21 protein-coding genes are annotated in these 23,701 nt (G+C 61.1%); 8 read left to right on the plus strand and 13 right to left on the minus strand.

The window, feature by feature from the left end; all coding sequences use genetic code 11:
* The first annotated feature begins 27 nt into the window (after positions 1 to 27).
* Genes VFO29_03610 through VFO29_03620 form a run of 3 tightly spaced genes read left to right on the plus strand, consistent with a single transcriptional unit; the run spans position 28 to position 2,223 of the window.
* The gene (locus VFO29_03610; GenBank protein ID HET9392602.1) at positions 28 to 1,239 is read left to right on the plus strand and encodes a Zn-dependent hydrolase; all 1,212 of its coding nucleotides are present in this window, start codon (positions 28 to 30) and stop codon (positions 1,237 to 1,239) included.
* Positions 1,240 to 1,247: 8 nt separating this feature from the next.
* Positions 1,248 to 1,628: a gamma-glutamylcyclotransferase gene (locus VFO29_03615; GenBank protein HET9392603.1), complete on the plus strand. Its 381-nt coding sequence runs from the start codon at positions 1,248 to 1,250 to the stop codon at positions 1,626 to 1,628.
* A 55-nt stretch (positions 1,629 to 1,683) separates the two neighbouring features.
* Positions 1,684 to 2,223, plus strand: a complete 540-nt coding sequence (locus VFO29_03620; protein HET9392604.1) for a hypothetical protein — start codon at positions 1,684 to 1,686, stop codon at positions 2,221 to 2,223.
* A gap of 18 nt (positions 2,224 to 2,241) precedes the next feature.
* On the opposite strand, the gene uraH is transcribed toward VFO29_03620, so the two are convergent.
* The 3 genes from uraH to uraD are packed head-to-tail and all read right to left on the minus strand — an operon-like array spanning position 2,242 to position 4,266.
* Positions 2,242 to 2,571: a hydroxyisourate hydrolase gene (gene uraH, locus VFO29_03625; protein HET9392605.1), complete on the minus strand. Its 330-nt coding sequence runs from the start codon at positions 2,569 to 2,571 to the stop codon at positions 2,242 to 2,244.
* Positions 2,568 to 3,755, minus strand: coding sequence for a urate hydroxylase PuuD (locus tag VFO29_03630; GenBank protein HET9392606.1), 1,188 nt, complete (start codon positions 3,753 to 3,755; stop codon positions 2,568 to 2,570). The genes uraH and VFO29_03630 overlap by 4 nt, the downstream gene beginning before the upstream one ends.
* A gap of 1 nt (position 3,756) precedes the next feature.
* Positions 3,757 to 4,266: a 2-oxo-4-hydroxy-4-carboxy-5-ureidoimidazoline decarboxylase gene (gene uraD / locus VFO29_03635; GenBank protein ID HET9392607.1), complete on the minus strand. Its 510-nt coding sequence runs from the start codon at positions 4,264 to 4,266 to the stop codon at positions 3,757 to 3,759.
* 58 nt (positions 4,267 to 4,324) lie between these two features.
* Here uraD and guaA point away from each other — a divergent pair, with 58 nt between their 5' ends.
* Positions 4,325 to 5,857: a glutamine-hydrolyzing GMP synthase gene (gene guaA / locus VFO29_03640; protein HET9392608.1), complete on the plus strand. Its 1,533-nt coding sequence runs from the start codon at positions 4,325 to 4,327 to the stop codon at positions 5,855 to 5,857.
* Positions 5,858 to 5,969: 112 nt separating this feature from the next.
* On the opposite strand, the gene purD is transcribed toward guaA, so the two are convergent.
* The 4 genes from purD to VFO29_03660 all read right to left on the minus strand — a co-directional run bounded on the left by purD (position 5,970) and on the right by VFO29_03660 (position 12,030).
* A complete protein-coding gene (purD, locus tag VFO29_03645; protein ID HET9392609.1) occupies positions 5,970 to 7,238 on the minus strand; it encodes a phosphoribosylamine--glycine ligase in 1,269 nt (422 codons plus the stop codon).
* Between the two features lie 479 nt (positions 7,239 to 7,717).
* Positions 7,718 to 8,794: a lipocalin-like domain-containing protein gene (locus VFO29_03650; GenBank protein ID HET9392610.1), complete on the minus strand. Its 1,077-nt coding sequence runs from the start codon at positions 8,792 to 8,794 to the stop codon at positions 7,718 to 7,720.
* Positions 8,791 to 11,334, minus strand: a complete 2,544-nt coding sequence (locus VFO29_03655) for an FtsX-like permease family protein (protein ID HET9392611.1) — start codon at positions 11,332 to 11,334, stop codon at positions 8,791 to 8,793. Before VFO29_03655 ends, VFO29_03650 begins: the two co-directional genes overlap by 4 nt.
* Positions 11,335 to 11,352: 18 nt before the next feature.
* Positions 11,353 to 12,030: an ABC transporter ATP-binding protein gene (locus VFO29_03660; GenBank protein ID HET9392612.1), complete on the minus strand. Its 678-nt coding sequence runs from the start codon at positions 12,028 to 12,030 to the stop codon at positions 11,353 to 11,355.
* A gap of 52 nt (positions 12,031 to 12,082) precedes the next feature.
* Here VFO29_03660 and purF point away from each other — a divergent pair, with 52 nt between their 5' ends.
* Positions 12,083 to 13,450, plus strand: coding sequence for an amidophosphoribosyltransferase (purF, locus tag VFO29_03665; GenBank protein ID HET9392613.1), 1,368 nt, complete (start codon positions 12,083 to 12,085; stop codon positions 13,448 to 13,450).
* Here purF and VFO29_03670 read toward each other — a convergent pair.
* The 5 genes from VFO29_03670 to VFO29_03690 all read right to left on the minus strand — a co-directional run bounded on the left by VFO29_03670 (position 13,447) and on the right by VFO29_03690 (position 19,103).
* Entirely contained in the window at positions 13,447 to 14,547 is a 1,101-nt protein-coding gene (locus VFO29_03670; protein ID HET9392614.1) for an LCCL domain-containing protein, read from the minus strand. The genes purF and VFO29_03670 overlap by 4 nt on opposite strands.
* The gene (gene panB / locus VFO29_03675) at positions 14,544 to 15,374 is read right to left on the minus strand and encodes a 3-methyl-2-oxobutanoate hydroxymethyltransferase (GenBank protein HET9392615.1); all 831 of its coding nucleotides are present in this window, start codon (positions 15,372 to 15,374) and stop codon (positions 14,544 to 14,546) included. The genes VFO29_03670 and panB overlap by 4 nt, the downstream gene beginning before the upstream one ends.
* Positions 15,375 to 15,384: 10 nt before the next feature.
* Positions 15,385 to 16,338, minus strand: coding sequence for a hypothetical protein (locus VFO29_03680; protein HET9392616.1), 954 nt, complete (start codon positions 16,336 to 16,338; stop codon positions 15,385 to 15,387).
* A gap of 75 nt (positions 16,339 to 16,413) precedes the next feature.
* Entirely contained in the window at positions 16,414 to 17,577 is a 1,164-nt protein-coding gene (locus VFO29_03685; protein HET9392617.1) for a serpin family protein, read from the minus strand.
* Positions 17,574 to 19,103: a leucyl aminopeptidase gene (locus VFO29_03690; protein HET9392618.1), complete on the minus strand. Its 1,530-nt coding sequence runs from the start codon at positions 19,101 to 19,103 to the stop codon at positions 17,574 to 17,576. The genes VFO29_03685 and VFO29_03690 overlap by 4 nt, the downstream gene beginning before the upstream one ends.
* A gap of 34 nt (positions 19,104 to 19,137) precedes the next feature.
* On the opposite strand from VFO29_03690, the gene purM reads away from it, so the two are divergent.
* From purM to VFO29_03705, 3 genes are all read left to right on the plus strand, one after another.
* Entirely contained in the window at positions 19,138 to 20,130 is a 993-nt protein-coding gene (gene purM / locus VFO29_03695; protein ID HET9392619.1) for a phosphoribosylformylglycinamidine cyclo-ligase, read from the plus strand.
* Position 20,131: 1 nt separating this feature from the next.
* On the plus strand, positions 20,132 to 21,271 hold the full coding sequence (locus VFO29_03700) for a formyltransferase family protein (GenBank protein ID HET9392620.1): 1,140 nt from the start codon (positions 20,132 to 20,134) through the stop codon (positions 21,269 to 21,271).
* A 128-nt stretch (positions 21,272 to 21,399) separates the two neighbouring features.
* A complete protein-coding gene (locus tag VFO29_03705; GenBank protein HET9392621.1) occupies positions 21,400 to 22,710 on the plus strand; it encodes a hypothetical protein in 1,311 nt (436 codons plus the stop codon).
* Here VFO29_03705 and VFO29_03710 read toward each other — a convergent pair.
* Positions 22,707 to 23,693 carry an aldo/keto reductase gene (locus VFO29_03710; protein ID HET9392622.1) on the minus strand — a complete coding sequence of 329 codons (987 nt, stop codon included), beginning with the start codon at positions 23,691 to 23,693 and terminating at the stop codon, positions 22,707 to 22,709. The genes VFO29_03705 and VFO29_03710 overlap by 4 nt on opposite strands.
* Positions 23,694 to 23,701: the final 8 nt, after the last annotated feature.

Below are 23,701 nucleotides of genomic sequence, written 5' to 3' on the forward strand. Positions count from 1 at the left end.
TCAGGATGACACGGTGTGAGTAGTGTAGTGAAGCGGGTCGCCGAGTTGGCGGAGTTCGGTAAGTTTGAAGGCGGCATCAACCGCGGACTCGCGACGCCGCAAGAGCGGCAAGCGCGCGAGCTCTTTGCAAAGTGGGCCGTCGATGCGGGCTATACCCTGACGCAGGATCCCATTGGCAATCTTTTTGCGCGCAGAAATGGAACGATTCCAAGTGCCGCGCCGATTTTGGTCGGTTCGCATCTCGACACCGTGCCGACCGGCGGCGCATACGACGGCGCGTACGGCGTGGTCGCTGCGATGTGTGCGCTGGAGCAGCTGGATCGCGAAGGCGTGGAGACGCAGCATCCGGTCGAAGCCGTCGCGTGGGTCGGCGAGGAAGGCAGCCGTTTTCCGATCGGATGTGTCGGCAGCGCAGTTTTCGCAAGGCTCACGAAGCTCGAGGACGCGTTGTCAGTCCTCGATGAAAACGGCGTCTCGCTTGGCGATGCACTCGCGTCGAGCGAGGGCGGCCGTCTCGATCTCCCGCAGCGCGGCGAGCAGCGCGTGGCCGCATATTTGGAACTACACGTCGAGCAAGGTCCGGTGCTCGAAGCCGAAGGCGTTCATCTCGGCGTTGTCAGCGCGATCACGGGACAGATTCGCTATCGGGCCGTGGTCGAAGGAACCAGCGGCCATGCCGGCACGGTTCCGATGGATCGCCGCTCCGACGCGCTCTCTGCGACTGCCGAGATTATTCTGGCGCTCGAAGAGACAGCCAGAAAACAGGGCGGTGCGGTTGTAACGGTCGGCCGGCTCGTCGTCGAACCGGGCGGCACTAATGTGATTCCGGCGCGGGTGAGTTTTTCGATCGACAACCGTTCGCCCGACGCGGAGAAGATGGAAGCGATCGAAACCGCATTCCACAAGACCGCGGAAGACGTTTCCAAACGGCGCGGCGTTCGCGTCGTGCTGGAAAAGCTCGACGTGCATCCGCCGACGCCCCTGAACGCGAAACTGCGCGAGGGTCTGCACCGAGTCGCAGATGCGATGGGAGAGCGCGCGCTGGACATCCCGAGCGGCGCCGGACACGACGCGATGTGCATCGCGAAGATCGCGCCCGCCGCCATGCTGTTCGTTCCCAGCATCGGTGGGCACAGCCACGTGGGCCAGGAGCGAACCGCCGATGAGGATCTCGAACTCGGCGTCGAGGCATTGGCTCGCGCGATCGTCGAGGTTGACAGTATCATCGGCGCGAACTGACCGCGGTCATGCGATTCTTTATTTGCGGTTCGGCGCTGCGCGGTCAGCCCGATCATAAAAATCTTGGCGATGCGAAGTTCCTGGGCGAAGCGCGCACCGCCCCGCGGTACCGGCTGCATTCCGTGCGCGATCAGCACCCGGGGATCTACGAAGTCGATAGCGGCGGCGTCTCGATTGCCGGCGAGCTCTACGAGTTCACACCGGAGCAGCACAAGCATCTCCTCGAAAGCGAGCCGCCCGATCTGTATGAAGCGCCGATCGTGCTCGACGACGGTTCGAGCGTCAGCGCGATGATCTATCCGCGCAGTCTGATCGTCGAGCGCGGGTTCGAAGACATTTCAGAATACGGCGGTTGGGCCGCGTTTAAGGCAGGGACGAAGCGCGGCTGACCCTGAAGGTCTACCTGCTCACTTTTCGTTTCCATGACGAGGAGGTATTGCTTCAATGAGAATCTACATCGCTTTTCTGGCGGCGTTCTTCCTCACTCCGGTCGCAGTGCCGCTGCAGGCAACCGCGGCAAATTTGCCGTCAACCTGTTTGCCCGGCTTTACGGCGATTGGCGACAATCAACCCACGTACGACCCCAGCGCCGCCAAGGTGCAGTATTCGTGCATGAGCCCCCAGGTGAAGTGTCCCGGCGGTATGTACGTGCCGGCCGTGAATCCAGCCATGAATTACACGGGCTACTGGCAAGCTCCGTTGAGGCTCGTTTATTCATGCATGAACACCAATTCCGGCCTGCACACGGGGCGTCAGCTCGCAGAGGCTCCGTCAACGTGCGTCGCTGGATTCAGTCCGAGTCCGGCGACCTACAATCCGAATCTCGGTTTATACCAGTACCGTTGCCTATCGCCGCCACTGACATGTCCGTACTCTCTTAAGGAAGCGTTCGATCCCGATCCGATGCAGCCGCATTTTATCGGATACACCTCATTTAACACGATGGTGTACACATGCTTTCACGAGGTCACCGGAATTCGGTAAACGCCCTAAGGTTTGCCGTCAGCTTCCCCGGTACGTCGAATACGCGTAAGGCGCGAGCAGAAGCGGAATATGATATTTGCGCGCGCCTTGCTCGATCACAAAACGTACCGGAATCTCGTCGAAGAACGTCGCGACGCCCGCCGAGCGGAAATATGCGCCCGCGGAGAAGAGCAGGACGTAGGTCGCCGGCTTGAGCTCGCCGCCGAAGATCGGCGCGATGCGCCCATCGGCGTCGGTTTCACCGGTCGCCAGCAGTTCTCGCTTGTCGCCGTCGATGTGAAATAAGCGAACGGTAACGCCTTTGGCCGGCTCGCCGCGCGACGTATCGAGCACGTGGGTTGAGATCATTTGGTCCCCGCGCCGCCGGCGATCCACCCGCCGACCAGGTCGCGTTCGGCTTTGGTCATGCCGGTGACGTTTCCAAGCGGCATCGCCGTGGTGGCAACTGCCTGTTGATAGATGCGCTGCGCATTGCCTGCGATGTGCTGCGGCGTATCGAGTAAGACTCCTGCGGGAGCGGCGCTAAAACCCTCCTGCGTTGGATGCGCCGAGTGACAGACCGCGCAGCGTTGTGCGATGACGGGCTGTATTTGCGCAAACGAAACGCTCTTGGCCGTGCCGCCGCGGGGCATGATAAGGAATGCAATCAGCGCCAACAAAGCAAACGCCGCAATGGGCAGCGCCGGAACGATCTTGTCCTTGTGCGAGAGGATGAAGAAGTAACGCACCAAGACGCCCGCGAGGCTGATCCCCGCCAGTACCAGCCATCCGTACGTGCTGTCGTACGTCATCGGGTAGTGGATGCTGATCATGATGAAGAGCACGGGCAGCGTAAAGTATGTGTTGTGTACGGATCGGATTTTCGCGATCTGGCCCGGGAGCGGATCGGGCGGCTGGCCCGCGCGGATCGCGTTGACCATTTTGCGTTGACCCGGAATGATGTAGTGGGCGACGTTGGCTGCCATGATCGTGCCGATGATGGCGCCGGCGTGGATGTATGCCGCGCGCGCGCCAAAAAGATGGAAGAGTCCCCATGTCGCGAGCACCAAGAACGCATAAACCGAGACGCCAAGCGCCAGCGGCCAGCGTCCCAGGATTCTGCAGAGCGCGTCGTAGACGAACCAGCCCGCGACGAGCGTTCCCGCGCTGATTGCGATCGCAGCGGCGGGCGTCAAATCCAGCACGCTGCGATCGATGAGATAATTGCTCGCCCCGGCCCAATAGATAACGGCGAGCAGGCCGATGCCGCTGAGCCACGTCGAGTACGCTTCCCACTTGAACCAATGGAGCGTTTCGGGCAACGGTTCGCCCACAGGGCCGGTCAAGTATTTTTGGTTGTGATAAAACCCGCCGCCGTGCACGGACCAGAGCTCGCCCGCGACGCCGTGGCGCGAATCTTCGGCGTTGCGCGGCGCGGTCAAATGGTTGTCGAGCCAAACGAAATACAGCGATGTGCCGATCCACGAAATGCCGGCCACAAAGTGGAACCAGCGGAAGATCAGATTGACCCAATCGAGCGCGTATGGGGTCATGTTAGCCGTTTTGCACGGCGTCGTGCAGGCGCAGGCGAGCGATCTTTGCGATTTCTTGCAACGCTTTTTCGATCTCCCTTTCCGGGGCGTTACGCGATCGCGTTTCGAGTTCCGCTAAAATCGAGTTTTTGTCGTTTTCGCGCGCGCAAATGACGAATGGAAATCCGAAGCGCGCGCGATAGGCGCCGTTCATCGATTCGAACCGGGCAATCTCGTCGCGCGAAAGCGCATCGAGCCCCGCGGAGCCCTGCTCCTCCCGCGAGGCCGCCGTCAGCCGCCCCTCACGCGCGACGCGACCGGCCAAGTCCGGATGGGCGCAAATCAGGGCGACCCGCTTTTCCACCGGCGCTTGCTCGACGATCGCGACCATGCTGGCGTGCAGATCGTCCACGCTTTGAAATGGCCGGCGCTCCCACGCGGCCTCGGCGATCCAAGGCGAGTGCTCGAACGCGAAACCGACTGCATCCATAAACGCGTGGCGGTCCGCCCGGTTGAGTTGCGTGACGGTCATTCCCGCCGAAGGTTCAACGCAGGAAGCGGCACTCCGCCACAGCGTCGAAGAGGCAAAAATGGCGGTTTTGGTTCTGGATTTCGGCGCGCAGTACAGTCAGTTGATCGCGCGGCGCGTGCGCGAACTGAACGTCTATTGCGAGATCGTCCCATACGATACCCCATGGAGCGAGCTCGCGCGCCATAAACCGCAGGCGCTGATTCTGAGCGGTGGTCCGGAGAGCGCGCTTGTGCCCGAAGCGCCGCGCATGGATCCCGCGATCCTCGCCAGTGGCGTGCCGCTGCTTGGAATATGCTATGGAATGCAGCTGATCGCGCACGACCTCGGCGCCGAGCTTGTGAAACTCGACCGCGCGGAGTATGGCCCGGCCACACTGCGTGTCGCCGGCGATAGCCCACTCTTTGCGGGCGTGCCGTCTGAATCGCGCGCCTGGATGTCGCACGGCGATTCGGTTGTAAAACTGCCGGCCGGATTCGCCGAGGCTGCGTCCACCGAGCGTTGTCACGTCGCAGCCATGGTTGACGACGCGCGCAAGATCTACGCCGTGCAGTTTCATCCGGAGGTCGCGCACACCGAAATCGGCCGGCAAGTCCTCGATAACTTTCTGCATCGCGTTTCAGGTATCGCGTCGGATTGGCGGATGGAGTCCTTCGCGGACCGCAGCATTGCCGAAATCCGAGCGCGCGTCGGCAGCGACAAAGTGATCTGCGCGCTTTCAGGCGGCGTGGACTCGGCGGTTGCGGCGACGCTGGTTTCGCGAGCGGTGGGCGAGCAGCTCACGTGCATCTTCGTCGACCACGGACTCTTACGAAAGAATGAGGCAAACCTCGTCGTCGAGGCGTTCCGCGACATTCTTCATCTAAACGTGATTACGGTCGACGCTCGCAAGCGTTTTGTCGACCGGTTGGCCGGCGTGAGCGACCCCGAGGAGAAGCGGATCCGGATCGGGCACGAATTCATTCGCATTTTTGAAGAACAAGCCGCGAAGATTCCCGGCGTCAAGTATCTCGTGCAAGGAACGCTCTACCCGGACGTCATCGAATCAAAGACGCCCGACAGTAAGGCGGGTCACAAGATTAAATCGCACCATAACGTCGGCGGCCTGCCCGAGCACATGCAACTTGAGTTGATCGAGCCGCTGCGCGCCCTCTTCAAGGACGAAGTCCGCGCGGTTGGCAAGGTGCTGGGTTTGCCGGAGCGCATCGTGCAACGCCAGCCGTTTCCCGGTCCCGGTTTGGCGGTACGCATCATCGGCGACGTGACGGAAGAGCGCCTGTCGCTCGTGCGCGAAGCGGACGCGATCGTTTGCGAGGAGATTGATGCTGCGACGCTCGATCCCAAACCGTGGCAGTACTTTGCGGTGCTCACTCCGGTAAAGAGCGTGGGGGTGATGGGCGATGGACGGACATATTCCAATCTCGTCGCAGTTCGCGCGATCACGAGTGAAGACGGCATGACCGCAGATTGGGCGCGCTTGCCGTACCCGCTGCTCGAGCGCATCAGCACCCGCATCGTCAACGAAGTACGAGGCGTCAATCGCGTAGCTTACGACGTTACGTCAAAACCGCCGAGCACAGTCGAATGGGAGTAGGGCCCTGTCATCCTGAGGTATCGAAGGACCGCGAGCGCTAGCGCTGTCATCCTGAGATATCGAAGGACCGCGAGCGCTAGCGAGCGGCCCTGAGGCGTAGCCGAAGGGCGTTCTAAAAAGCCGCGATATCGCGGCGGAACGTCAAGCCCGTCGAAGAGCCAAAACGGGTAGCAATCTTGCTTACTGCATCGTAAGCATTGGAACGGGCCGATGCGACGTCGCCCCCGAGCGCGGTAACGGTTAATACCCTACCACCCGCCGCATTTACTGTGCCGTTTTGTACTGTGGAAGCCCCCCAAAATGCTTGCACGCCTTCGGGGAGGGCGATATCGCTAGGAAGATTCGGGAGCGGCGTGCTGCTCCGCGGGTAGTCCGTGCTCGCGAGCACTACTCCGACACAAGTTTGTTCACTCAGCGATGCTGCAGAAGGGTCAAGCGCGCCATCAGCTGCGGACTTAAGAAGCGTCGCAAAATCGCCATTGACGCGCGGCATGAGCACTTGCGTTTCGGGATCGCCGAAGCGCGCATTGAACTCGATAACGTAAGGCCCGTTTTCGGTCCACATGAGCCCGCAGTATAAAACCCCGAAGTACCGCTCGCCATCTGCCAACAACCCAGCCAACGTTGGTGCAACGATCCGCGTACGAACCTGCTCCTCGGCGTCCGCCGGAAAACCATGCGGCGGCGAATACGCACCCATGCCGCCGGTATTAGGGCCGGTGTCGCCATCGCCCGCGCGTTTGTAATCGCATGCGGCCGCAAAGGGATATAGCGCGCGTCCGTCGCCGATTGCAAAGACGCTAAGCTCGCGGCCTTCAAGTCTTTCTTCAAGCAGCACACCTGCGCCGCCGCCCGGAACGCTGCTCGACCCGTACCACTCGGTGAGCACCTCCCGTGCCTCTTCCGCGCTAGAAGTGACAACGACGCCTTTGCCGGAGGCCAACCCATCGGCTTTTATTACGCAGGGGCCGCTCCAATCATCAAGCGCTTTTAGCGCAGCGCTCAAAGTATGCACAACGACGGCACGAGCGGTCGGGATGTCGTGCCGCTCCATGAAATGCTTTGAAAAAATCTTGCTGGATTCTAATCGCCCAGCTGATCGATCGGGGCCGAACGTTGGAATCCCGGCATCGCGCAGGCGATCGCCGACTCCCGCTGCGATTGCTGTTTCGGGGCCGAGAACGACGAGATCTATCCGCTCCTGCTTGCACTTCTCGCTAAGCGCTTTGCCGTTGGTGACCGGGATATTCCAGTTTTCACCGCGTGAAGCGGTGCCGGCATTTCCCGGGGCAGCAAAAACAGCCTCGCACGAAGGCGAGGCAGCGAGCCGCCACGAGAGCGCGTCTTCGCGCGCCCCGTTGCCGACGACAAGTACCCTCACCGCGACGCGTTTCGCCGCGGCGGTGCAAAGGCTCTCCTAGGCAAAGCTGCGGCTCGTCGTGAGTGGTCTATCATGGATATTTTTTGGGTGTACATGGTCATGTGTACGGACGCGAGCTACTATATTGGGATAACAAACGATGTCCGGCGCCGATTGTGGGAGCATAACAAAGGTATCGACCGGCATTGCTACACGTTCACGCGGCGCCCGGTGAAGCTCGTTTATTGCACTGACTTCACTGATCCGAACCGGGCAATTGCGTGGGAGAAGCAGCTCAAGGGGTGGTCACGTAAGAAGAAGCAGGCGCTGATAGCTGCCAATTTTGACCTGATTAGAAAATTGTCGCGTGAGTAGCATTGCCCCCTTCGGCTACGCCTCAGGGCCGCTCGCTTCGCTCGCGGTCCTTCGATACCTCAGGATGACAACGCGCTCACGATGACAACGCGCTCTCGATGACAACGCGCTCAGGATGACATTGGTTACAGAATAACCCGTTCGACGTAGCCCGTTAGCTCGACGTAGCCTTGCCCGAGCGAGCGCGAGTTTGCGGCGTCGCGAATATCGACCGCGCCCTCCCAGTACGAGGGTGACGAGCGTAGCGCAAACTCCTGATCCGCCAGGACAGGCGTGATGGTAACGTTGAGTGAAGCTGAAGGAACTCGCACGTGCCAACTGCTGGGGTACTGCGCATGCGTCACGGGACTGCGCCAACGGCTCGTCGCCGTGACTTGGAACTGATTGAGCGAGAGCGGATGCACGCTGCCGTCGCGATCGATCAGGCTCCCCGAAGATTGCGGTTCAATTGAATTGTCCGGGCGGCGGAAGAGGTAGAGCATGACCTCGCGGCCGTCGTTGAGCTGCAGCGACATCCAATCCCAACCGGTTTCCTCGGACTCCAACTGGTCGGTTCCGAACTCGTGATCCATCCACGACGTGCCGCTCACTTTGAGGCTCGCACCTCCGTAAACGAGCGTACCTTGGCTATGCAATCGCGAATACGAATAGTACCGCGAGGCGCAGCTCGGACAGGCGCCCTTGCGAAAAATTCCGTCGCGGCCATGTATTGCCGGCCGTTTGAGCGGGACCTGAACCAGATCCAGGCGGTTGTCGCCGTCGGCTGCGTGCAGCACCATGCGTTCACGATCGTTAGCAGACATCGGCTGGCCGGTGAGCGACCATTCGTCCACGTTTACCGCGAGCCGGCCGGCGGCCGACGCGCCCATACCGAGCGCCGAGCGCGCGATTCGTTCAGCGTGAAAAAACTTGCGCCCGTCCTGATCGGTAATTGCAAAGTGCGCGGCGTAAACTTCATCGCCACGCCAGCGGCTGCGGCCGAGGATCTTTGTGGCGAGGGCTTTGTCCTTCGGGCGAAGCCTCAAGCGGAAGAAGGTGACTTCATAACCGAAGCGCCGTCCGTCCGCCGATCGAAGGTGGCCCGTGAAATACCACCACTCGCTTTGATAAGCCGGATGCGATCCGTGGTCGGCCGGAAAGTGAAAGGCATACGGCGAGCTCGCGACCGCGAAGGCCAGCGCCGCCGCAAGTACCAGTTTCATTCGGCGCGCACCGCATCCGCAGTGGCAATTCGTGCCGCGACTTGCGCCGGATACAGACCCGCCAGAATGGCCGTCGCCAACACCAGCAGCAACGACTCAGCCAGCGACCAGTACGGCACGTGCAACTGCATCGGCCACCCGAAGGCTTGACGATCGATGACAAAGATCAGCAGCAATCCCAACAGCATCCCGGCTCCTATTCCGAATAGGCCGCCCAAAATCCCGATGAGCGCCGCCTCGTAGAGAATCATCCGGCGCACCGCGCGAATCGGCAGCCCGAGGTAACGCAGAACGCCGATTTCACGCCGCCGCTCGAGCACGAGCGCGAAGAGCGTGCTCACCACGCCCATGACGGCGATCGAGATCGCGATGATGTTTAGCGCCTGCGTCAGCAAAAACGTCCGGTCGAAAATCGCAAACACGACCGCTCGCAGTTGCCCTGTCGTCTGGATATCGAGCCGTACCGGCTGTGCGCTGCGAATGATTCGCGTTCGCAGAACGTTGAGGTCCGTACCTGGTTTCGCGTACACCGAGAACATGCCGGCCGAGTCGTCGTGATACAGCCGACTGAAGGTGCGCTCATCTACAATCGCCGTGCCGGCGTCGTTCGAATAGTCATCGTAAAGTGCTGCGATCCGAAATGAAGTCATTCCAGAAGGTGTCGAGAGCACCATCGTATCGCCGGGACGCAAGCCGGTTCGCTCGGCAAAGGGCGCGCTGACGACCACGCCGGTCGTCCCCGGCAGCGTACGCGCCAGCGTGCGCGCATCTGCTCCGCCGGTCACGTGTATCCAGTCCCGATCGGCGATCGTACGGAAATCGATCCGCGCCAGCGTAATCAGAGTGCCGCGATACGGAAGCGAGATGCCGCGAAACGTGTCGACCGCGGCCACGCCCGGTAAGCTTCGAATGCGCGCCGGAATGGTTGCGGGCAAGCGCGCGTCGTATGTTTCCCCGGTTACGCCAAGCGGCCGGACGAAGAGATCGGCGATTAACGTTTGGTCGAGCCATGCCGCTACCGTGGCGCGTAGCGAAAACACGCTGACCGCGACACTGACGATCATTGCGACCGCGATTGCCAGCGACGCCACCGCCAGGCTGTTGCGCCGCGGCGTTCCGCCGAAGTTCGCGGCGGCGAGCAACGCGGAGGACGAAAAGCGGTACCCGAGCCGTTGTAAGAGGTGCGCCGATCCGATGACGGCGAGCGGAACGAAGAATGAAGCGCCGAGGATGATGCATAAAGCGGCGGCATATCCAAAAACCGGCAGCTCGTTGACCGCCGGTCCTCGCGCCGCGAGTCCCGCAAGTACAAGTAAGAAGAAGCCCGCGACCGCAAACTGCACTGCCACTCGCGACATGCGCGGCTCGAATCCGCGCGACGCGATGGTTCGCGCGGGGCGCGTGGCAGCGGCTTCGATTGCGGGAATCATGGCCGACGCGGCCGCGACGAGTAGGCCGAAAAGAAACGATTCCCACAGCACGATCGGGTCGTACACGACGCGATCGACATGCGTCCCGACGTAGAGCGTATCGACGGTGCTGGCCACCGCGCCGACCGAGAAGCCGGCCAGCGCAGCGCCGATAAGCAGGCCCAAGAGCGATCCCAAGACGCCGAAGATCGCGCCTTCCAATAAAAACGTTCCAAAGATTTGTACGCGCGTTGCGCCGACCGCGCGCAGGGTCCCGATCTCCGCGCGCCGCTGCACGACCGAAATCGCCACCGTGTTGTAGATAAGGAATGCTCCAACGAGCAGCGCGATCAGCGAGATCGCGGTCAGGTTGACCTGAAAGCTGCGTAGTAAGCGTTTGACTTCGTTCGTTCGCGTCGCAGGCTCGACGATGCGCGTTCCGGGGGGAATAACTCGGGCGATCGCCGCGCGCGCCGATGCCAGGCGATCGGGCGCCACGATGCAATCGATCCGGTCGATCAACCCGACCTTGCCGAAGAGTTCCTGTGCGGTGGCAATGTCGACGAAGACTACGCTTGAATCCACGGCCGCGACTTTGCGCGGTAAAATCGCGGCGACGCGCAGCTGGATCGGCACGCCGTCCACGAAAGCGGCGAGCGTTCCGCCGACGCGCAAGTGAAAACGATCGACGACGCGCTGCGAGACGATCGCTCCGCGTCCGGCGATCAGTCCGTACGGATCGCTCGGGGCGCCGGTAACGTCGACACCCTCGGGCAAGGGTTGCAGCAGATCGACGCCGAGCACTCGCAGGATCTCGCCCGAGGTTGGAACACCCGGCCGGGCGCCAACGACGATCGAATCTTCGATCACGGCGGTGGCTTGCGAGACGTCGGGCACGCGCATCACCTTGATTAGCGTGCGCTCGTCAAAACCTCGCCCGACTCCGAGCACCTGCAGGTTCACGCGGCTGGTGACGATGTTGACGTTCGATGAGAACGACGCGATAGCCGTGGCATTCGCGAGTGCGACAGCCACAAAGATCGCCACTCCAAGCCCAATGGCGAGTATTGTGACGAACGATCGCAGCCCGTTTGCCCACACGTATCCCAGAACGAGGCTGCGAAAGAGCACCCAGCCGGCTTTCAGCACTTAGACGATCCGGCCGTCTTGCAGGTCGATCGTGCGGTCGCACCATTTCGCCGCCTCGGGCGAGTGCGTAGCCATCAGAATCGTTTGACCGCGATCGGCAACGTCGCGAAGCAGCTGAAGAACGTTCGCTCCGGCATGTGAGTCGAGGTTGCCGGTCGGCTCGTCGGCCAAAAGGATGGCCGGCCGGTGAATCATCGCGCGTGCCAGCGCCGTTCGCTGCGCTTGGCCGCCCGAGAGTTGGGACGGATACGCATCCGCCTTGCCGGCAATGTCGACGGCCGCCAGCGCTGCGGCGACCCGTTCGTCCATCTCGCGCCGATCGCAGCGCTGCAAGACCAGCGGCAGCGCAACATTCGCGGCGACCGTCATGGCCGGCAGAAGGTTGAAGAACTGAAAAACAGTTCCAATACGATCTCGCCGCAATGCGGTGAGCCGCTCGTCGTCGAGCTTGCTTGTTTCCTGCCCGTCGACGAAGATGCTGCCCGACGTCGGTAAGTCTATACAGCCGATCAAGTTCAGCAGCGTGCTTTTTCCACAGCCGCTCGGGCCGACCAGCGCCACCATCTCGCCCGCGGCCACCTCGAACGAGACGCCGTCGAGCGCACGCACGGAGACTTCGCCGTTCGAAGAGCCTTCCGAATAGCTTTTGGTGACGGCGACGGCGCGGACCGGCGTCATGTTGGTGCCAGCGTTGGCGGGTACCGCCGCTCTCCCTCCGAAATAGGAACCCATGTGCGGCGTCGCGGGAATTTATGCACCGGGGAGCGACGCGGCACGCCTTGCATTCTTCGCGCTGTACGCGCTGCAGCACCGGGGTCAGGAGTCCGCGGGTATTGCCGCCGCGGATGGCGGTTCGATCCGGTCGCACAAGGAGATGGGCCTGCTCGGCGCCATCTTCGATGAAGAAAATCTTAGCGAACTCACGGGCTACATCGCCGTCGGACACACGCGTTACTCGACAACCGGTTCGTCGATCGTCGTCAATGCCCAACCGCTGCTGGAACAAAGCGAGCTCGGCGACTTCGCGTTCGCACACAACGGCAATCTAACCAACACCGACGAGCTGCGCGAGTCGCTTGCGCCGGGCGTGACGCTGCAGGCCACCTCCGACTCCGAAGTGATGGCAAAATTTCTGGTCGAGGGCGACGGATCGATGCTGGATCGCATCAAGGCGCTGCTCGAACAGTCGAAAGGCGCGTTTTCGATCGCGCTTTGCACGAAGGACGAGCTCTACGCCTTCCGCGATCCCTGGGGTGTGCGGCCGCTCTGCATCGGAACGTATGGATCGGACGGCTATGTGGTCGCTTCCGAATCCTGTGCGCTTGCGACGATCGGCGCCACATATATCCGCGAGCTGGAGCCCGGCGAAATCATTCGCATTTCAAAGGACGGTTTGGAGTCGATTCGCACGCCGGCCCGAGACAAACCGGCGCTCTGCATGTTCGAATACATTTACTTTGCGCGGCCCGATTCAAATTTCAGCGGCGAGTCGGTGTATATGGCGCGCTACCGGATGGGCCGCGAACTGGCGCGCGAGTACCCGGTGGAGGCCGACGTCGTCATGGCGGTGCCCGACTCCGCGATCCCCGGCGCGATTGGCTACGCCGCCGAGGCCGGTTTACCGTACGTCGAGGGGCTCATCAAGAACCGCTATATTGGGCGCACCTTCATTAGCCCCGAGCAGCACATGCGCAGCCGCGGCGTGCACTTGAAATTCAACCCAGTCATCGAAAACCTCAACCAGCAGCGGGTCGTCGTAGTGGATGATTCGATCGTGCGCGGCACCACGACGCCGCGCATCGTTCAACTTCTGCGCGAAGCCGGAGCGTCGGAAGTTCACGTGCGCATCAGCTCGCCGCCGATCATGCATCCGTGTTATCTCGGCGTCGACATGGCGACTTATGACGAACTGATCGCCGCCAACCATACGGTGGAAGAGATTCGCGAACGGATGGGTGCGGACTCGTTAGGCTATCTCAGCCTCGAAGGATTGATCGCATCGACCGGGCGCCGGCGCGACGAGATGTGCCTCGGCTGCTTGACGGGCAGCTACCCGAATGTTCCGGCTTGGCACGAGTCGCGCGCCGCTCCGGTTTAGTGCACGAAGACGAAACTGCCGTCCCAACTATCGTACGATTGACTGTCGACGCCGTTGCGCGATGACGCAGCGTAGGAGCTTTGACCCGGCCGAATCTCAATAATCACCGTACCGCCGTTCGCCTGCGTAATGATTCCGGCGTGCACTGCCGCCGTGCAGACCGAGCTGTCGTCGGTGTATACGTCGGTTCCCCAAACCGATCCCAGATCGCCGCCGGCGGGACACATGTAGCTGAAACGCGCGCCGTTCCGTCCGCGATATGACGTCGCGTTCGCATCCCAGCCGTTGCCGCCGCTGCTCACGCTGCCCGTTGCCGGCGCAGGCGGAGGAGCGCTCGCGACGCCGTTGCGCACGAAGACGTAACTGCCGTCCCAGCTGTCGTACGATTGACTGTCCACGCCGTTGCGCGACGACGCCGCGTACGAGCTCTGTCCGGGACGAATCTCGATGGTGACCGTGCCGCCGTTAGCCTGCGTAATGATGCCGGCGTGAACTGCCGCCGTGCAAACGGAGCTGTCGTCGGTATATACGTCGGTTCCCCACACGGATCCAAGATCGCCACCGGCTCCGCACGCGAAGCTGTACCGCTGGCCGTTGTTTCCGCGCAGCGACGTCGCGGTCGCGTCCCATCCGCTGCCGCCGGATGCAATCGGCGGCGGTGGCGGAGGCGTGTAAGCCGCAGTTGGGGCCGGAGCCGGAGTCGCGTACGACGTGCTCATCGGCTGCGCGCTCAAAACGATGAAACTTCCGCCCCAACTTCCGTAGGATTGGCTCGTCACACCGTGGCGTCGAGAGCTCGAGTAGCTCGACATTCCCGGCCGAATCTGAATGAGGACCAGCCCGCCGCGAGCGCGGGTGATCTTGCCGGCGTGGACCGCGGCGGTGCAGACGGAGCTGTCGTCCGTGTAGACGTTGGTGCCCCAAATCGATCCGAACGAGCCGCCGGCCGGACAGCGGAAGTGATAGCTCACGCCGTTGTGGCCGCGCAGATAGTTCGCTGTCTGGTTCCATCCGGTCCGGCCCTGCGCTTGCGCGGCCGCGGGCGCCACCGCAAGAACTACAAGAGAGAGGCTAGCAATAAGCCGCGTAATGGTCATAACGGAAACTTTTTCTCCCGCACCTCGTCGGCGTAGGCGCGCAGCGCGTCGGTGGCCTTTTCTCCGAGGTCGGAGTAGCGTTTGACGAAACTGGGCGAATCGGGATACATGCCGAGCACGTCGTGCAGCACGAGCACTTGTGAATCGCAGTGCGGGCCCGAACCGATGCCGATGGTCGGAATCGTAAGCATTTGCGTCAGCTCGCGCGCGACTTCGTGGTCGATAACTTCGAGCACGATCGCGTATGCGCCGGCTTCCTCAACCGCTCGCGCGTCCGCAATGAGGCGTTCGCGGTTGTTGCGCATCTTGTAACCCGGCCCCAGGCTTGCCGTCTGCGGCATCACGCCGATGTGCCCGACGACCGGAATACCCGCGGCATAAATCGCGCGGATGCGATCCGCAACATATGTGCCGCCTTCCATCTTCACCGAACACGCGCCGCCGTCTTTGACCAGCCGGATTGCGTTTCGTGTCGCATCCTCGTCGCTCACTTGATACGATCCGAATGGCATATCCACCATGATGTGCGCGCGTGAAGTTCCACGCACGACCGCCCTCGAGTGATGGATCATGTCCTCTATCGTTACCGGCGTCGTTTCATCGTAACCGAGGACGACGTTGCCGACGCTGTCGCCGACGAGGATAACGTCGATTCCAGCCTTTTCCGCGAATTGCGCGAACGGCGCATCGTATGCCGTAACGATCGGAAAGATCGTGCGTCCTTTGCGGCGCTTGACCGCGCCGGCCGTAACGCGGCGAATAGTACCTTTTTCAGGCTCGTATGGGCGCGCGTCTATTTTTCCCGTGTGGACGGTGTGGCTGGCCACGATAATTGACCTAAAGCGGCGGCTCTCTGAGGATGTTCTCGGAGGTCAAGAACCTTGAATCGAATGGAACCGGGCGCGCCGCCGGCGCGACTTCTTCGAATGAGATCTGCGCGTGTTCGTAGCGATGACCGCCCATGACGACCGGCGCCTGCGCCACCTCGGATTCGATGTAGCGCGCTCCGCCGACATCGGCGAATGTCACGAGCCAGGGAACCTTTGAATTCATAAAATTGTTTGCCGCCAGCAGCCGCCGCGTTTGGTAGTTTTCGACGTCAATCCACAGGTCGCGCAGCCGGAACCGCTGCGGTTCCCGCGAGGGATACAGCACTAAATGATAGCAACTCGTGCCCTCGATCGTTTCGATGCCGGCCAGTTCGATCCGGTACCGGCGAGCGATCACCGTGATCGCGGCAATCGACTTGAGCTTGCCGTCGGAATCCACCTGAGCCGGCTTTACGACGGGTGCGGGGTCGTGGTACTCGCTGCGGATCTGCGCGATCAGCTCGGCGTCGCTGGCCAGTTCGTCGGGCTGCGGAATGCCGAGACCGAACGAATAGTTCGGCGATAACATCGGAATGCCGAGGTAGTCCACGGCTTCGTCGGGATGCCCGACGCGCTTGTCGATAAGTGTGGCGTTCTGGCGTTTGGGCAGCAGATGAATCGTCATGCCCGTTGGGGCCGGCGGCTGCGCGATCTCTTCGTCGCTCACGGCGATGAGATGGATCTTGCCGTTCGGCTGTTCGTAGACCGCGTGGTAATGTTTCGACTTGTGCACGCCGCCCTCGTCGACTTCCACGTGTATGGTGTAGGCGAGATAATCCGGGTACCGCTGCGACTCCCACGCCGTGCGTGTGCGCGCGTATATCTGATATGGGTCGCTCAAGGTGGAGGGCGTAGCAGTAGCCGCACCTGCGGTTCCCCCCAAGAGCAACACGAACAATCCGAGCGCAGCCGTTCTCACCATTCTTTAATGTCCCCATTATGGGGGTAGGCCCCTCGCCCTGGGGGCACCATAATGTCCTGCTGACCCAAACTTAGCTCAGGAAGCCGCGATGCTGTTTATCACGCCGATGAAAAGCAGCGTCCCCGTCCGCTCGTCGCGGAGGGCGAACAGGAACGGGTGGTCGACGATGAACTGCTTCGGCGGGATCTGCACGGCGGTAATGCCGATGGTGACCGAGGTCGCGGCGGCGGCCGTGGTTCCTTTTTCGTCAACGTGCACGTACGCCGCGTGATGGACGTCTGAGATGGTTAACCCCGGCGGTGGCGTGTGCATCGGCGAAAAGTTGGCCTGATTCGTGAACGCGATCCCCATGCCCAGCGACTTCAAGGCGCCGACGAGCGACGTATCGTACTGCGCGGTGAACTTCGGAAGCATCACTTGCATGCGCTGCGGCGTCATGGATTGGATCATGCGATTGAAATTCTTGGCGTTTAAGTACCGAATCGCAGCGGCGGTTCCGATACCGTTGTTCGGCAGAATGATGTACGCCGCATAGCCGCCCTTGCCGTATGTCATGCGTAGCGCGCGGTAGTACGTTCCGTCGAGGGTTTGGAACGTGGCGGTTTGCGACATCGTGGGCACCATCGGTTTGGTCCCATCCGCATTGGTGAACGGCCGCGGGTGCGTGTCGCTCTGCTTGAACGGATAGGTCCAATTGGCCTTAAATGCGAGCGCGTTGGTGAGATAGGCAAAATCCGAGCGCTGCGTTTGCGAGACGAGCTTGTCGATCAAACCGAGCGTGTGAGCCTTCGTCCAGGCATTAATTGCCGCGGCCGCCGATGGATTGCCGAATTGCAGCGCTTGCGCCTGGGCGCCGTAGCTGCTCTTTAAAAGGTTAACATAAGCGCTCTTCGGCGGGATGTCTTGTCTGAACCAAATGGCGTTGGCCACGCCGACCTGCGCGTCGTTATTGCCGGCGAGCGCGGCCATGAGGGCGGCGTTTGAAGGCGCAAACGAGTTCGCGGAAAGGCCGAGCGTGTTCGCAATTGCAGTGCGGGTCTTTCCGGCGGCGCCGTCGGCGGCCATCGAGAGCGCCATCCCGATGCTGAGCGGAGAGAGAAAGACGTTCGCGTTCTTGGATTGCGGCGCGAGCCGCTGCAACAGCGCGATGCCGAATGCGTCATAGTTGGCCGGCTTTGCTGCCGGCGCCGAGGCGGTGAGGCACCCGACTGCGGATGCCAAGGCAAGCCAACGCTTCATACCGGCGTAACGGACTTCGAGCGCGCTCCGTTTCCGCCGGCCGGCGTGCCCGCGAGTTGCTCGGCGAAGGCTAGAAACGCGCGCACGGGCGTTCCCGTCGGGCCTTTGGCTTGCCAGGCGGATTCACTGTCGAGATAGGCCGTGCCGGCGACGTCGAGATGCACCCACGGCGTCTCGCCGGCGAAGGCGCGCAAGAAAGCCGCTGCCGTCAGCGTGCCCGCGGGGCGGCCTCCGGTGTTCTTGAGATCGGCAATGTCGCTCTTCATTAGATCACCGTATTCGTCATAGAGCGGCATCTGCCAATAGCGTTCGCCGGTAGCTTTGGCTGTGGTGAGGAATTGCTGCACGAGTTCGTCGTTATTGCTGACGGCTGCGCTGGCGGTGTGGCCGAGCGCGATCACGCAGGCACCGGTGAGCGTGGCGGCGTCGATGATCTTGGTAGCGCCGAGTTTGTTCGCGTAACAGAGTCCGTCCGCCAGAATCAAGCGGCCTTCGGCATCCGTGTTGATGACTTCGATCGTCTTGCCGTTCATGGCGGTGAAGATGTCGCCCGGTTTGGTGGCGCGTCCGCCCGGCATGTTCTCGGTCGCGGGTGCGATGCCGACGACGTTCAGTTTCGGTTTCAGTTTGGCGATCGCGCGCAATGAAGCGATGACAGCCGCGGCGCCCGACATGTCGTATTTCATGTCTTCCATGCGCTCGGGCGGTTTGAGCGAAATGCCGCCGGTATCGAATGTAATGCCTTTCCCGACAAATGCGAGCAGCTCTTTGCTGCCGGGATCGCCCGTATATTTCAGCACGATGAATTTTGGCGGCTGCGCGCTGCCTTGCGCGACCGAGAGAAACGATCCCATGCCCTCTTTGCGGCAGCGATCGGCATCGAGAATGTCGACTTCGAGGCCTGTTTCTTTGGCAGCTTCCTCGGCGGCTTTCGCCAGATGCGAAGGCGTCATGTCGTTGGCGGGCGTGATCGCGAGCTTGCGCGCGAAGTTCACTGCATCGCCGAGAATCTCGCCGCGCGCGACGCCGGCTTGCAGCGCTTTTTGATCGAGCGTTCCGGCGAGAATAGCCAAGCTTTCCACACCGCTGCGTTTTTCAGGCTGCTTTTGGTAAACGGTGGCATCGAAACCGCCGGTGGTTGCGCCTTCCACTAGGAGAGACGCACATGCCGTTTCGGCGCCCTTCACTTGTGCAGGCAGAGCAACCGCGATATCGCGGATGTTCCGGCGTCCCAAATAGCGAACGGCCGTGCCCGCGAATCGCGCGAGCATGTACGGCTCAAATTTTTTCGCGTCGCCGAGTCCGATCAGCAGCACGCGCTTGTACGGTTTGTCGTGAGCGTGAATCAAGCTCACTTCGCAGAGTTTGCCGGAAATTTCGCCGGCTAAAATTTCGGTGACGGCGCCTTGCAGCTGCGCGTCGATCTCTTTGGCGGCTCCCTCTAACGGAGAGCCCGTAAAAATAGGCACGACGAGTGCCCCGGTGCGCACCGAACCCGGCGCATCAGTAACGATACGAACTTGCATGGGCCGCCTTTCTAGGGGGTGAAGAGAAGGCCCTATGACGCGCGATTCCTATGCGGCCGCCGGTGTCGATATCGCAGCCGGCAACGAAGCGGTGGCACGTTATAAGGACGTCATGCGCGGGTGGCGGCACGCGGACCAGCTCGAAGAGATCGGTGGATTCGGCGGGTTGTTCCGGCTACCGGGCGATGGCAGCCGGGCGCTGGCGGCCTCCACGGACGGCGTAGGAACGAAACTCTTGATCGCGGCTGAGCTCGCCCGCTACGATACCGTCGGCGCAGATCTCGTGAACCACTGCGTGAACGATATTCTTGTCGTGAATGCGTCGCCGTTATTTTTCTTAGATTATCTGGCCGTTGGGAAACTGGATCCGCGCGTCGCTGCGGAAATCGTGGCCGGCTGCTTCGACGCGTGCCGCAAGCACAATTGCGCATTGCTCGGTGGCGAAACCGCGGAGATGCCGGATCTCTATGCCGAAAATCATTTCGATTTGGCGGGCACGATCGTCGGTCTGGTCGATCTGAAGAATGTGCCGAAGCGAGAGGACGTGCGGCCGGGGGATGCGATCGTCGGTTTGCCCGCGTTTGGCCTGAATACCAACGGCTACACGCTCGCGCGAAAACTTTTGGATGTGCGCGCATTTGGTGACGCATTGCTGACCGAACACCCTTCCTATTATAAGGACGTGCGGGCGATTCAGGCCGTGGCGAAAGTGAACGCGATGGCGCATATTACCGGCGGCGGATTGCTGGAGAATCTTCCGCGCACACTTCCCGAGAACGTCAAAGCGATCTGCGAACAGTCTCGATGGGAGGTTCCGGCGATCTTCAACGAGCTGGTTGCGCGCGGAAATCTGGATTTCGAAGAGCGGTACCGGACGTTCAACATGGGTATCGGGTACACGCTGGTCGTACCGCTTGCCGGTGCGGCAAAGGCAGTCGCGGCGGTTCCGGGTGCAAAAATTATCGGGTGGATCGAGGAGCGCAGCGGCGACGAGCCGCGCGCGATCGTGCACCCCGCGCGCGCCTAACATGGCGGGCAAAGAGCTGGTCAACCTCGTCGCCGATTTGAGCGGCGAACAGTTTACCATAAAGGGTCTTGCAAAAACACTGCGCGCGATCGCATCCGCGGGCTTTGAAATCGAGCGCGTCGCACCGGGCGAAGAGCGTTTCTTCTCATGGATCGATTACGAGTTCGGAGGCTTTTGGAGCGCCGAAGCGTTCGCCGGCAAGAGTATCGTCGCCAAGAAGGGCAACCGTTTCGCCGGCTTTGCAACGTACGATGCGCAGGGCTTGAAATTCTCGTGGCTGCGCGGCTTGGGATCGCAGGAGGGCGTCGGTATTTTCGGGCCATTCGGCGTCGGCGGCGAATTCCGCGGCTCGAAGCTCGGTCCGTTATTGTATCTCGCGGCGCTCGGATCGCTGCGGGAAGCCGGTTACGCGCAAGGGCTCATCGCGGCGGTCGGGAGCGACAAGCTGATTACGTATTACGAACAACACGGCGGCGCGCGCGTCGCCGAACGCTTCGATCGATCGCAGTGGCGGGCAAAGAAGCATCGCGCGGTCGTTCTGGCTTCGGGGGAAGGAACGAACTTTCAATCCGTCATCAATGGCGCGGCCGCCGGCTCGCTACCGCTGGACATTGTCGCGCTGGTTTCGAACAATCCGCGGGCCCGCGCGATCGAGCGCGCCCGCGCAGCAAACATCCCGGCCGTCGCGTTACCGTGGGATAGGCAAACGCAGCTGCGTCCGGACTATGACGCGCAGCTCTCGGAGGTCGTGCGGCGCGCCGAACCCGATCTCGTTCTGCTGCTGGGCTGGATGCATCTGCTGGACGATCGCTTCGTCGCTGAGTTTCCGGACACGATCAACATTCATCCGGCATTTCTACCGCTCACCGAGAGCAGCGACGAAGTCATCTTCCCCGACGGCAGTTCGACGCCGGCCTTTCGCGGCGCGAACGCCGTGCGCGATGCCCTTGCATGGGGCAGTCGTTGGAGCGGGGCGAGCGCGCATCGCATCACGCTCGAAACCGATCGCGGAGGGGTCCTCGCGCGTAAGCCGCTCGCACTAAATCCCGGCGAAACCGAAGAAGCAATTCTAAAACGCCTGCACCCGCTCGAGCACCAAGTGTTGGCATTAGCTATTATGCGCTGGGTTTATGAACGTTGAGTTGTCATCGTGAGGTATCGAACGACCGCGAGCGAATGCGAGCGGCCCTGAGCGAAGTCGAAGGGAGCGAGTAAAGGGCGAACATGTCTCTGGTTAGGAACATACGCGCGGCCGCGAACCTGACTGTATTGCTTGGTGTTCTGGGAGCCGGCGCCCCGGCCGCCCCCGGATCAAGTTTAATCTCTGCGATAGAAATAAAATCGGAGTGGTTCGGGTTGCCGAACGTCGCTGAGCGTTACGACGTGGTTTTGAGAAGGAAAGGCACCCGTTTCGTTTCTGCTGATCGATCGGTCGATCCAGAAAAGATTCGTGCGCTCATTGCAGCATTGGACCAGCCGGAGCGGCCGGCACCCATAAACGTTGACTTTGGAATAACCAATGCATGGCTCAACCGTAATGCAGCGCGCGCATTTACCGTCTACATAAACAACGGAAGCGGCGGCGGAGAGGGCTTTTATACCGCGGCGCAGCGCTCACTCTACTTAGGCGAGTTCAAGAACTCGCGGACCGTTGCTGCTGCCTTGGCCCATTATTACGCGGATAACCGCCCAATTGCCGATGACGCGCCCGATGTAACGCTGAGCTTGCGAATGAGCGACAGACGAACAATCACCATACACTCGGATCGGACCCAAGCCTTGATGCTGCCGTGGTCCGTCATAGATGGACCGGCCCGCCGAAATAATTTCAACCCGGCGATTAGTGAAGCAATCGGAGCCTTCTTGCCTAGGAACTATGTTAACCATGAGCGGCTCTCACTGGCCACATTATTGACGATGCTGCCTCGGCTCGTCGGTACTGAAATTGAAACGGCTTGGAACAAGCTGCCAAAATTTGACCTCGAGTCACTCGTAACTGGACTCGAGCAGCGGTATCACGTTCACGTAAGTCATGGCGACAAAGTGACCTCCGACTCGATGCTCGCTTGGAACGCAGGTCTATGGTGGGACGATTCCCTTCCAAACACCGGCGCAGTCGTGTCCTTACCGATCGTTAATAACAAAATCAAAAACACGGAGAGCATACCCGCGGCAAGGGTCTTCTTGCAGACTACGGTGCAGATTCCATGGGTACGTCAAGTATTGAAGAATCGCCCGGAAATCAAGCTGCAAGTCCTCATCGAGAACGATCGAGGCACAACGTTGAGTTCTAAGGATCAGGCGGACCTTCTCGCCGACATGAAGGCTTTGGGGCGTGAAGGCGTAGTTGACGAGAGCGCCTTGCCGACAGTCTTCAAAGTGATGTTCGAAGAGCCGCGAACATTTTCAGAGTGGGTTATTTTGCCTAATCAAGACGCCGTGCTCTGGCATTTCGACGACGCATCGGCAGTGCCGATCCTCGACCTCACAACCGATTCCCTTGAAGGCAAGCAATGCCATAGCAGCATTTTTATGTGCAGCGGCCTGTTGCGAAAGCCGGATGGGACTATAATCCGCTAGCGGTTGACAGCTGCCATCGCCGCTTCCGGATAACGCTGACCGGAAGCTGCGCCTGCCGGAAAGGCTTTTTCGATCCGCTGCATCTCATGGTTCGTTAACTGCAAATCGAGTGCTTTAAGGTTTTCTTCCAAATAGTGGCGGCGTTTTGTTCCCGGAATCGGGACGATGTCGTCGCCTTGCGCTAGAAGCCATGCCAGTGCGACCTGCGACGGTGTCGCGCTCTTTTCCGCCGCGATCGCCTTGACCGCATGCACGAGTTCGAGATTGCGCGCGAAATTCTCGCCCTGAAAGCGCGGATGATTGCGCCGCGTGTCTTCCTCAGTGAGATCCTCGGGGCGTTGGAAACGACCGCTCAAAAATCCGCGGCCGAGCGGACTGTAGGGAACGAAGCCGATGCCGAGTTCGCGACAGACCGGCAAGATCTCGCGTTCGGGATCGCGCGTCCATAAAGAGTATTCGGTTTGAAGAGCGGTTATCGGATGCGTCGCCTGCGCGCGGCGAATCGTTGGTGCAGCCGCTTCGGAGAGCCCGATGTAACGCACTTTGCCGGCTGCGATCAGCTCCGCCATCGCGCCGACAGTTTCTTCGATCGGCGTTTGCGGATCGACGCGGTGCTGGTAGTACAGATCGATGGTCTCGATGCCGAGGCGCTTGAGCGAAGCGTCGCAGGCGGTTTTGACGTAGTCGGGTTTGCCATTGACGCCGCGCCAACTGCCGTCCTCGCCGCGCACGTTCCCAAACTTGGTCGCCAAGAACACTTTGTCGCGGCGATCCGCGATTGCGCGTCCGACGAGTTCCTCGTTCGTGCCCATTCCATACACGTCGGCCGTGTCCAGAAAATTGACGCCCAGCTCGATAGCGCGGTGAATGGTCGCTATCGATTCGTTGTCGTCGCGGCCGGCGTAAAAGTCGGACATGCCCATGCAGCCCAAACCGAGTGCGGAAACCAACGGGCCGTTGCGCCCGAGCGTTCGTTGTTTCATTCTATACT

It is taken from the genome of Candidatus Rubrimentiphilum sp. (assembly GCA_035710515.1).
Taxonomy (GTDB): Bacteria; Vulcanimicrobiota; Vulcanimicrobiia; order Vulcanimicrobiales; family Vulcanimicrobiaceae; genus Rubrimentiphilum.

What these genes read in the sequence shown, in the direction of transcription:
- VFO29_03615 (HET9392603.1), top strand. Translation starts at nt 1,248, where the DNA reads ATGCGATTCTTTATTTGCGGTTCGGCGCTGCGCGGTCAGCCCGATCAT.
- VFO29_03620 (HET9392604.1), top strand. Translation starts at nt 1,684, where the DNA reads ATGAGAATCTACATCGCTTTTCTGGCGGCGTTCTTCCTCACTCCGGTC.
- uraH (HET9392605.1), bottom strand. Translation starts at nt 2,571, where the DNA reads ATGATCTCAACCCACGTGCTCGATACGTCGCGCGGCGAGCCGGCCAAA.
- VFO29_03630 (HET9392606.1), bottom strand. Translation starts at nt 3,755, where the DNA reads ATGACCCCATACGCGCTCGATTGGGTCAATCTGATCTTCCGCTGGTTC.
- uraD (HET9392607.1), bottom strand. Translation starts at nt 4,266, where the DNA reads ATGACCGTCACGCAACTCAACCGGGCGGACCGCCACGCGTTTATGGAT.
- guaA (HET9392608.1), top strand. Translation starts at nt 4,325, where the DNA reads ATGGCGGTTTTGGTTCTGGATTTCGGCGCGCAGTACAGTCAGTTGATC.
- VFO29_03650 (HET9392610.1), bottom strand. Translation starts at nt 8,794, where the DNA reads ATGAAACTGGTACTTGCGGCGGCGCTGGCCTTCGCGGTCGCGAGCTCG.
- VFO29_03660 (HET9392612.1), bottom strand. Translation starts at nt 12,030, where the DNA reads ATGACGCCGGTCCGCGCCGTCGCCGTCACCAAAAGCTATTCGGAAGGC.
- purF (HET9392613.1), top strand. Translation starts at nt 12,083, where the DNA reads ATGTGCGGCGTCGCGGGAATTTATGCACCGGGGAGCGACGCGGCACGC.
- VFO29_03670 (HET9392614.1), bottom strand. Translation starts at nt 14,547, where the DNA reads ATGACCATTACGCGGCTTATTGCTAGCCTCTCTCTTGTAGTTCTTGCG.
- VFO29_03680 (HET9392616.1), bottom strand. Translation starts at nt 16,338, where the DNA reads ATGGTGAGAACGGCTGCGCTCGGATTGTTCGTGTTGCTCTTGGGGGGA.
- VFO29_03685 (HET9392617.1), bottom strand. Translation starts at nt 17,577, where the DNA reads ATGAAGCGTTGGCTTGCCTTGGCATCCGCAGTCGGGTGCCTCACCGCC.
- VFO29_03690 (HET9392618.1), bottom strand. Translation starts at nt 19,103, where the DNA reads ATGCAAGTTCGTATCGTTACTGATGCGCCGGGTTCGGTGCGCACCGGG.
- purM (HET9392619.1), top strand. Translation starts at nt 19,138, where the DNA reads ATGACGCGCGATTCCTATGCGGCCGCCGGTGTCGATATCGCAGCCGGC.
- VFO29_03700 (HET9392620.1), top strand. Translation starts at nt 20,132, where the DNA reads ATGGCGGGCAAAGAGCTGGTCAACCTCGTCGCCGATTTGAGCGGCGAA.
- VFO29_03710 (HET9392622.1), bottom strand. Translation starts at nt 23,693, where the DNA reads ATGAAACAACGAACGCTCGGGCGCAACGGCCCGTTGGTTTCCGCACTC.